The 7,934-nt window shown below is 67.9% G+C and carries 8 protein-coding genes; 7 read left to right on the forward strand and 1 reads right to left on the reverse strand.

The window, feature by feature from the left end; genetic code table 11:
* Window positions 1-136 precede the first annotated feature (136 nt).
* The 6 genes from JZZ72_RS27160 to JZZ72_RS27185 all read left to right on the forward strand — a co-directional run bounded on the left by JZZ72_RS27160 (window position 137) and on the right by JZZ72_RS27185 (window position 6,405).
* The gene (locus JZZ72_RS27160) at window positions 137-442 is read left to right on the forward strand and encodes a DUF3649 domain-containing protein (RefSeq protein WP_043859706.1); all 306 of its coding nucleotides are present in this window, start codon (window positions 137-139) and stop codon (window positions 440-442) included.
* The gene (locus JZZ72_RS27165; protein ID WP_210015459.1) at window positions 439-2,016 is read left to right on the forward strand and encodes a PepSY-associated TM helix domain-containing protein; all 1,578 of its coding nucleotides are present in this window, start codon (window positions 439-441) and stop codon (window positions 2,014-2,016) included. Before JZZ72_RS27160 ends, JZZ72_RS27165 begins: the two co-directional genes overlap by 4 nt.
* Window positions 2,016-2,342, forward strand: a complete 327-nt coding sequence (locus tag JZZ72_RS27170) for a DUF3325 domain-containing protein (protein ID WP_210015460.1) — start codon at window positions 2,016-2,018, stop codon at window positions 2,340-2,342. Before JZZ72_RS27165 ends, JZZ72_RS27170 begins: the two co-directional genes overlap by 1 nt.
* A 4-nt stretch (window positions 2,343-2,346) precedes the next feature.
* Window positions 2,347-2,910: an RNA polymerase sigma factor gene (locus JZZ72_RS27175; RefSeq protein ID WP_078479500.1), complete on the forward strand. Its 564-nt coding sequence runs from the start codon at window positions 2,347-2,349 to the stop codon at window positions 2,908-2,910.
* Window positions 2,907-3,887 carry a FecR family protein gene (locus tag JZZ72_RS27180; protein WP_210015461.1) on the forward strand — a complete coding sequence of 327 codons (981 nt, stop codon included), beginning with the start codon at window positions 2,907-2,909 and terminating at the stop codon, window positions 3,885-3,887. The genes JZZ72_RS27175 and JZZ72_RS27180 overlap by 4 nt, the downstream gene beginning before the upstream one ends.
* 103 nt (window positions 3,888-3,990) lie before the next feature.
* On the forward strand, window positions 3,991-6,405 hold the full coding sequence (locus tag JZZ72_RS27185; protein ID WP_210015462.1) for a TonB-dependent siderophore receptor: 2,415 nt from the start codon (window positions 3,991-3,993) through the stop codon (window positions 6,403-6,405).
* A 75-nt stretch (window positions 6,406-6,480) separates the two neighbouring features.
* Here the strand turns inward: JZZ72_RS27185 and JZZ72_RS27190 are convergent, their stop codons facing one another.
* The gene (locus JZZ72_RS27190) at window positions 6,481-7,356 is read right to left on the reverse strand and encodes a helix-turn-helix domain-containing protein (RefSeq protein ID WP_210015463.1); all 876 of its coding nucleotides are present in this window, start codon (window positions 7,354-7,356) and stop codon (window positions 6,481-6,483) included.
* A gap of 136 nt (window positions 7,357-7,492) precedes the next feature.
* Between JZZ72_RS27190 and JZZ72_RS27195 the strand changes: the two genes are divergently transcribed.
* The coding region (locus JZZ72_RS27195; RefSeq protein ID WP_210015464.1) for a DMT family transporter at window positions 7,493-7,934 on the forward strand (442 nt) is incomplete at its 3' end.

The following is a 7,934-nucleotide window of genomic DNA, read 5'->3' on the forward strand; positions in this document are numbered from 1 at the left end:
GCCACAGGCTTCAAGCCACCCGCTGCGAGCGGCCATACCACCGATCTGCTTCTTCATGGCCGGTTGAAGCGGTGTCTTTGCATCTGCGAATATTAATCATTAATATTACGCCCCTCCTCACACTGGACCCGCTGTCATGAAAAGCAAAGCCGCCGGGCTGCCCTTCAGTTATCGCCTGGCCGTGACCTCGCGCAGCCTCGCGGCGCTGCTCGGCGGTTACCTGCTGGCGGCCATGGCCAGCGTGTGCATCACCCTGTTGCTGCCCATGCCCAAGGCCGACGCGGTCGTCACCGGCATGATGCTGTCGTTTCTGTTCTACCTGGTGGCGATCCTCTGGTGCTTCGCCTGTCGCAGCGCCTGGCATGCCTGGCTCGGGGTGTTGCTGCCCGGCGCCGCGCTGGCCGCCATCAACGGCCTGGCCTACTGGATGCAAACCCCATGAAAGAAGGCTTTCGCCAGGCCATGGCCTGGCTGCACACCTGGGCCGGGCTGATCTTCGGCTGGCTGCTGTTCGCGATCTTCCTCACCGGCACGCTGTCGTACTTCAAGAACGAAATCAGCCACTGGACCCAGCCGGAGATCCCGTACCGCACCCTCGACACCACCGCCAGCCTGAGCCTGGCGCAGCGCTACCTGCAAACCAACGCCGCCGATGCCGGCAGCTGGTTCATCCAGTTGCCCGAAGCGCGCGACCCGACCCTGCGCGTGGGCTGGCGTGCACCCGGCGCCGGCCGGCGCGATTTCAACGAAAAGATCCTCGACCCCGCCACCGGCAATCAACTGCACCCGCGCGACAGCAGCGGCGGCGAGTTCTTCTACCGCTTCCACTTCCAGTTGCAGATGCCCTACCCGTGGGGCCGCTGGCTGTCGACCTTCTGCGCGCTGATGATGCTGGTGGGGCTGGTCACCGGCATAATCACCCACAAGAAGATCTTCAAGGAGTTCTTCACCTTCCGCCCCGGCAAGGGCCAGCGTTCCTGGCTCGACGGCCACAACGCGATCGGCGTGCTGGTGCTGCCGTTCCACCTGATGATCAGCTACAGCAGCCTGGTGATCTTCATGGCCATGGTGATGCCGGCCAGCATCAGCACGATGTATGGCGACAACCTCCAGGCCTATTACAACGAGCTGTTTTCGCGCGACGAGCCGGTCAAGCCGGCGGGCACCCCGGCACCGCTGGTGCCGTTGGCGCAGCTGTATGCCCAGGCGCGCCAGCAGGCGCCCGGCAGCGAGATCAGCTGGGTCGAGGTGCAGAACCCCGGTGACCTCAACGCACGGGTGCGCCTGGTGCGTGCCAGCAACGAGGGCATCGCCCAGAACCGCGGCGCCGGCTGGCTGTTCGACGGCGTGCAGGGCACCCCGCTCAAGGCCCCGGGCGAGCAGAGCACACCGTTGCTGATTGCCGCCGGCATGTACGGCCTGCACATGGGCCACTTCGCCGGCCCGACGCTGCGCTGGCTGTACTTCGTGTTCGGTCTGGCCGGCACTGCCGTGATCGGCACGGGGCTGGTGATGTGGCTGGGCAAGCGCCAGCTCAAGCACGCCAAGAGCGGCACCCAGCCCTTCGAGCTGCGTCTGGTCGAGGTGCTCAACATCGCCAGCATGAGCGGGCTGATCCTCGCCGTGGCGGCGTTCTTCTGGGCCAACCGCCTGTTGCCGGTGGCCCTTGAAGGACGTGCCGATCTTGAGGTCGACAGCTTCTTTGCCGTCTGGGGCCTGGCCCTGTTGCACGCGCTGTTGCGCCCTGGGCGCCGCGCCTGGGGCGAGCAACTGCTGCTGGGCGCGGTACTGTTCGCCGCCTTGCCGGTGCTCAACGCCCTGACCACCGGCACCGGCCTGCTGCCTGCGATCGCCCAGGGCGACTGGATGATTGCCGGGTTCGACCTCACGGCGCTGGGCTGTGGCCTGCTGCTGGCCTGGATGGCGCGCAAGATGCTGCGCCCGCAGGTGTTGGCGCCCAAGCGCGCGGCACGCACGCCCAGGGCCGCACCGCTGATCGAAAGCGAGGTGCAGTGATGCTGGCCATCGCGTTGTTCGGCTTTGCCGCAGTGGCGGCGTTGTGCCTGGCCATGGAGCGCCATTACGCCGACCTGCTGGGGCACAAGCCCACGCCCCGCCGCCTGCGTGGCCTGCGCATGGGCGGCTGGTTGCTGATCGCCGTGGCACTGGGGCTGGCGGTGCGTCACAGCGGCTGGGCCATGGGCCTGGTGGAGCTGAGCGCGGTAGTGATGGGAGGCTTGTGCGCGTGGGTGTTCGTCCTTCCCTACGCCCCGCGCCTGCTGCTGGGCCTGGCCGCGGCCAGCCTGGTGCTGGCGCCGCTGGCACTGCTGGCGCCGTACTGAAACGATGAGCGAGCCGCTCGACAGCCACGACGACGCCCCGGGCCGCGCACGTTTCGTGCAGGTGTTCGTGGCCCAGCGTGCGCGCATGGAGCGCCTGGTCAGCCGCCGCGTGGGCTGTCGGGCCACCGCCGCCGACCTGGTGCAGGAACTGTTCCTGCGCTTCTGGCGTCGCCCGCAGGTCGAGGTCGAGGCGCTGGACACCTACCTGCTGCGCTGCGCCGGCAATATCGCCATCGACCACCTGCGCAGCCAAGGCGCCCGCGAGCGGGTCAGCGACAGCCTGCTGGCGCCGCATCAAGACAACCATGCCAGCGAGCCCGAGGCCGCGCTGGAGGCCGACAGCGACCTGCGTCGGATCGAGGCTGCCCTGCGCGAGCTGCCCGAGCGTACCCGCCAGATCTTCCTGCTCAACCGTATCCATGGCCGCACCTATGCCGACATTGCGCGGGCCATGGGCCTGTCCCAAAGCGCCGTGGAAAAACATATGATGCGTGCCCTCGAGGCCTGCAAGGCGAGTATCGCCGCCGAGCCTGCCGTGCCCCGCAAGCCAGGGAATGCCCCGCGATGAACGCTCCAGCCCCACCTACCGCCGAACAGCAGCAGGCCGCGCTCGCCTGGCTCGGCCAGATCAACCAGCAGCCCGCGCGTGCCGAGGGCGCCGCGTTCAAGCGCTGGTTGCTGGCCGACCCTGCGCACCCGCAGGCCTGGCGCCAGGCCCAGGCGCTGTGGCAGCAGACCGCCGCGCCTGCAGCACGCCTGGCCGCCGAAGACGCCCCGGCACTGGACGCCTACCTGCGCGCGATGGACCGGCCTCGGCGCCGTTGGCCGGCCCGTGTGGCCGGGTTGGCACTGGCTGCCAGCGTGGTACTGGGCGTGGCGATGGGGGCGGGCTGGCACCCGGCCAACTGGGTCGATGACCTGGGCGCCGATTACGTGGCCGCGGTGGGCGAGCTCAAGGCCGTGACCCTGGCCGACCGGTCGCACCTGCTGCTGGATGCCGACAGCGCCATCGACGTGGACTTCAGCGGTGGGCAGCGTCGCGTGCAGGTGCGGCGCGGTGCGGTGTTCTTCGAGGTCACGCATACCGGTGCGCCGTTCACCGTGCAGGCCGATGGCGGCGAGGTGCGGGTGATGGGTACCCGGTTCGAGGTGCGTCGCCAGCTCCGGGGCACCACCGTTACCGTGCTCTCGGGCAAGGTCGGGGTCACGCCGGCGCCGGGGCAGGCGCAGCAGGTGCTCACGGCCGGCCAGCAGGTGGAGTACGCCCAGGGCCTGGCCGGTGCAGTGCAGGGCGTGGACAGCGAGAACCGCCTGGCCTGGCGCCAGGGCTGGCTCAACTACTACCAGGCGCCGCTGGCGCAGGTGGTCGACGACCTGGCGCGGCATTACCCCGGGCGCATCGTGCTGCTGGACGACGCCCTGGCGGCGCGCAAGGTCAGCGGCAGCTTCCCCGCCGCCGACCCGCTGGCGGCGCTGGACGCCCTGGGGGCGGTGGCCGGCTTCCAGCGCAAGACCCTGCTCGGGCGGGTCACGCTGCTGCGCTGAAAAATATTTTCACGGCCCGGTGAGGTAAGTACGTGCGGCAACCGTGTAGTGATTGAAAGTGCGATTCATTCGCATGAAACAGGTTCACTCACAGGTCGACGGCATGAAGTTCAGGGCAAAATCATCGTTGGTGCGTTGCGTTTCAATCGGGCTTGGGGCGGCAGCGTGGCTGCCGCTGGGGGCGGGCGTGAGCCAGGCGGTGGCAGCGCAGCAGGTCGAGCAGGTGTACCGCTTTGCCCAGCCCAGCAAACCCTTGCCCCAGGCGCTCAACGACTTCAGCCGGGTGACCGGGTTGAGCGTGGTCTACACCGTCGAGCTGCCCGGCCTTGCCGCGCCGGCCCTGACGGGCACGTTCAGTGCCGAGCAGGCCCTGCAGCGCCTGCTGGGCAACAGCGGCTTCACCTACCGCCGCGTGAATGCGCGCACCCTCACCGTCGAACCGCTGGCCCAGGCCGGTGCACTCAACCTCGAGCCCACCACGGTCTCGTCCCAGCAGGACAGCGTCGGCAGCTACCAGCCGCCGGCCACCAGCGCGATCATGCGCAGCCAGGTGCCGAACCTGGAGATCCCCCAGGCCATCAACGTGGTGCCGGCCCAGGTGCTCGCCGACCAGGCGCCGCGCAACCTCGACGATGCGCTGAGCAACGTCAGCGGCATCACCCAGGGCAACAACTTCGGCGCCACCGCCGACACCGTGATGAAGCGCGGCTTCGGCGACAACCGCGACGGCTCGATCATGCGTGACGGCATGCCGCTGGTGCAGGGGCGCAGCCTCAATGCCAGCACCGAGCGGGTCGAAGTGCTCAAGGGCCCGGCCTCGCTGCTGTACGGCATCCAGGACCCGGGCGGGGTGATCAACGTGGTCAGCAAGCGCCCGCAACTGCAGCGCTACAACGCCGTGAACCTGCGCGGCTCCAGCTATGGCAGCGGCAAGAACGGCAGCGGCGGCGGGCTCGACAGTACCGGCGCGCTGGGCGACAGCAACTTCGCCTACCGCCTGGTGCTCGACCACGAGGACGAAGACTACTGGCGCAACTTCGGCACCCACCGCGAGACGCTGGTGGCACCGTCGCTGGCCTGGTTCGGCGAAGACACCCAGGTGCAGCTGGCCTATGAGCACCGCGAGTTCCTGTACCCGTTCGACCGCGGCACGGCCATCGACCCGCGCACCAACCACCCGCTGAACATCCCCAGCACACGTCGGCTGGACGAGCCCTTCAACAACATGGAAGGGCGCTCGGACCTGTACCGCCTGGAGGTCGACCATCAGCTTGCCGATGACTGGAAACTCCACTTCGGCTACAGCTTCAACCGCGAAACCTACGATGCCAGCCAGGTGCGCGTCACCGCGGTTGACCCTGCCAAGGGCACCCTCACGCGCAACCTGGACGGCACCCGTGGCGCCCTGAGCAGCGACCGCTTCGCCACCGTCAGCCTGGACGGCAAGCTGCAACTGGCAGGCATGCAGCACGACGTGCTGCTGGGGGTGGATGACGAGTACCGCAAGGTGTTTCGTGCCGACCTGATTCGCGGCGCCCGCAACACCTTCGATTACCTGAACCCGGTGTACGGCCAGGTCCAGCCCGGCACCGCCGTGCGCGACAGCGACAGCGACCAGACCGACAAGCTGCGCAGCAACGCGTTGTTCTTCCAGGACTCGATCCACCTCGACGAGCACTGGATTCTGGTGGCCGGTGCGCGCTATCAGCAGTTCGACCAGTACGCCGGTCGCGGCCGGCCGTTCAAGGCCAACACCGACAACAGCGGCCAGGCCTGGGTGCCGCGTGCGGGGCTGGTGTACAAGGTCGACGACACGCTGTCGTTCTATGGCAGCTACACCGAGTCGTTCAAGCCCAACTCCAGCATCGCGCCGATGACCGGTGGCCTGGTGCTGGATTCCTCGATTGCCCCCGAAGAGGGCAAGTCGTGGGAGCTGGGGGCCAAGCTCGACCTGCCGGGGGCGATCACCGGCAGCGTGGCGTTGTTCGACATCACCAAGCAGAACGTGCTGGTGGCCAATTTCGACACGGCCACCGGCGACACCCTGTACAGCAGCGCCGGCGAAGTGAAGTCGCGCGGCCTGGAGATGGACCTCACCGGGCAGGTGAGCGAGCGCTGGAGCCTGATCGGCAGCTATGCCTTCACCGACGCCCAAGTGTCCCAGGACCCCAAGCTCAAGGGCAACCGCCTGCAGAACGTGGCGCGGCATAGCGGGTCGTTGTCGGCGGTGTATGACGTGGGCAGCCTGTTCGGTGGTGATCGCCTGCGGGTCGGCGCCGGGGCGCGCTATGTGGGCGAGCGGGCCGGCAACGCGGAGAACGATTTCGACCTGCCGGCGTACACCGTGGCGGATGCGTTCGCCAGTTATGAAACCCGGCTGGATGAGCACAAGGTGCGCTTTCAGCTGAACGTGAAGAACCTGTTCGACAAGACCTACTACAGCTCGGCGGTGAACCGCTACTTCGTGGCAGTGGGGGATGCGCGGCAGGTGAGCCTGTCGAGCACCCTGGAGTTCTGAGGGACTCTTCGCCGGCAAGGCCGGCTCCTACAAGGGCATCGCAAACTCTGTAGGAGCCGGCCTTGCCGGCGAATCTCAGCGGCGCATGGCCAACCGGTAATCCCCCGGCGTGGCCCCCACCACCTGCCTGAAGCGATTGCTGAAATGGCTGGCACTGGCAAACCCGCACGCCAATGCCACCTCGCCCAACGCCCCGTCGCCACAGCGCAGCAGCTGGCGTGCCCGGGCCAGGCGCCGCGCCAGCAGGTACTGGTGCGGCGGCAGGCCGAAGCTTGCGCGGAACATCCGTGCAAAGTGGTAGTGCGACAGGTTGCACAGCAACGCCAGCTCACCCAGGCTGATCGCCTGCTCCAGGTGCGCCTCGATGTAGTCGGCCAGGAGCCGGCGCTGATGCGTCGCCAACCCGCCCTTCAGGCGCAGCCCCCGACGCAGCCCCACCTGGTTGAGCACCGCATGGTCGAGAATCTCGTGGGCCAGGCTGCTGGTCAGCAGGCGCTCGCCGGGCTCGTCCCAGTTCAGCTCGATCAGCCGGCCAAAGCGCAGCGCCTGCTCCGGGTCGTCGATGAAGGTCGCTTCGTGCAGTTGCACCTCGCGCGGTTCGCGGTCCAGCAGGCGGGTGCAGGCCAGGGCGAACTGCGACTGGCTGATGTACAGGTGCGCCAGGCGGATGCTGCCATTGATCACCCAGTTCGAGGCGTGCTCGGCCGGCAGGATGCACAGCTTGCCGGGCCCGCCCTTGGCGGCGGGGCGATCCCGGCGAAAGGTGCCGGTGCCGCCGGCGATATACCACGACAGCGTGTGGTGGCTGGGCGCTTCGTAGTCACGGGCGTCGTGGCGGTTGTTCCACAGGGCTGCGACCAGCTCGTCGCCGAGCTGCGCACTGTGTTCCAGGCGGGCATTGGGCGAGGCGTGCATGGCTTGAAAGACTTGCAACTGGTCCAGCGGCGTCATGGGGTCTACCTCTGTCGGCCATCCTACTCGCGGCCACCGGGCCTGACAGCCCCGCCCAGCAAAAAACCGCAAGTTTGTGCAAGCGCACGGGGCGGCCCGCGCCGGACACTTCAGGCTGTCGTGAGGAGTGCATGCCATGAACCTGTCGTTGTACCTGCTGACCGTGCTGATCTGGGGCACCACCTGGATCGCCCTGAAACTGCAACTGGGGGTGGTGGCCATCCCGGTGTCCATCGTCTATCGCTTTGCCCTGGCGGCGCTGGTGCTGTTTGCCGTGCTGTTGATCGGGCGGCGCCTGCAGGTGATGAACCGGCGCGGGCACCTGATCTGCCTGGCGCAGGGGCTGTGCCTGTTCTGCGTGAATTTCATGTGCTTTCTGACGGCCAGCCAGTGGATCCCCAGCGGCCTGATCGCGGTGGTGTTCTCCACCGCCACGCTATGGAACGCACTCAATGCGCGGGTGTTCTTCGGGCAGCAGGTGGCGGCCAACGTGCTGGCGGGTGGGGCGCTGGGGCTGGGCGGGTTGGGGCTGCTGTTCTGGCCGGAGCTGGCCGGGCATGCGGCCAGCCGCGAAACCC

The organism is Pseudomonas palmensis, from assembly GCF_017848315.1.
In the GTDB taxonomy this organism is placed as follows: domain Bacteria; phylum Pseudomonadota; class Gammaproteobacteria; order Pseudomonadales; family Pseudomonadaceae; genus Aquipseudomonas; species Aquipseudomonas palmensis.

Coding starts and splice junctions, on each gene's coding strand:
- JZZ72_RS27160 (WP_043859706.1), top strand. CDS start 137: ATGAAAAGCAAAGCCGCCGGGCTGCCCTTCAGTTATCGCCTGGCCGTG.
- JZZ72_RS27165 (WP_210015459.1), top strand. CDS start 439: ATGAAAGAAGGCTTTCGCCAGGCCATGGCCTGGCTGCACACCTGGGCC.
- JZZ72_RS27170 (WP_210015460.1), top strand. CDS start 2,016: ATGCTGGCCATCGCGTTGTTCGGCTTTGCCGCAGTGGCGGCGTTGTGC.
- JZZ72_RS27175 (WP_078479500.1), top strand. CDS start 2,347: ATGAGCGAGCCGCTCGACAGCCACGACGACGCCCCGGGCCGCGCACGT.
- JZZ72_RS27180 (WP_210015461.1), top strand. CDS start 2,907: ATGAACGCTCCAGCCCCACCTACCGCCGAACAGCAGCAGGCCGCGCTC.
- JZZ72_RS27185 (WP_210015462.1), top strand. CDS start 3,991: ATGAAGTTCAGGGCAAAATCATCGTTGGTGCGTTGCGTTTCAATCGGG.
- JZZ72_RS27190 (WP_210015463.1), bottom strand. CDS start 7,356: ATGACGCCGCTGGACCAGTTGCAAGTCTTTCAAGCCATGCACGCCTCG.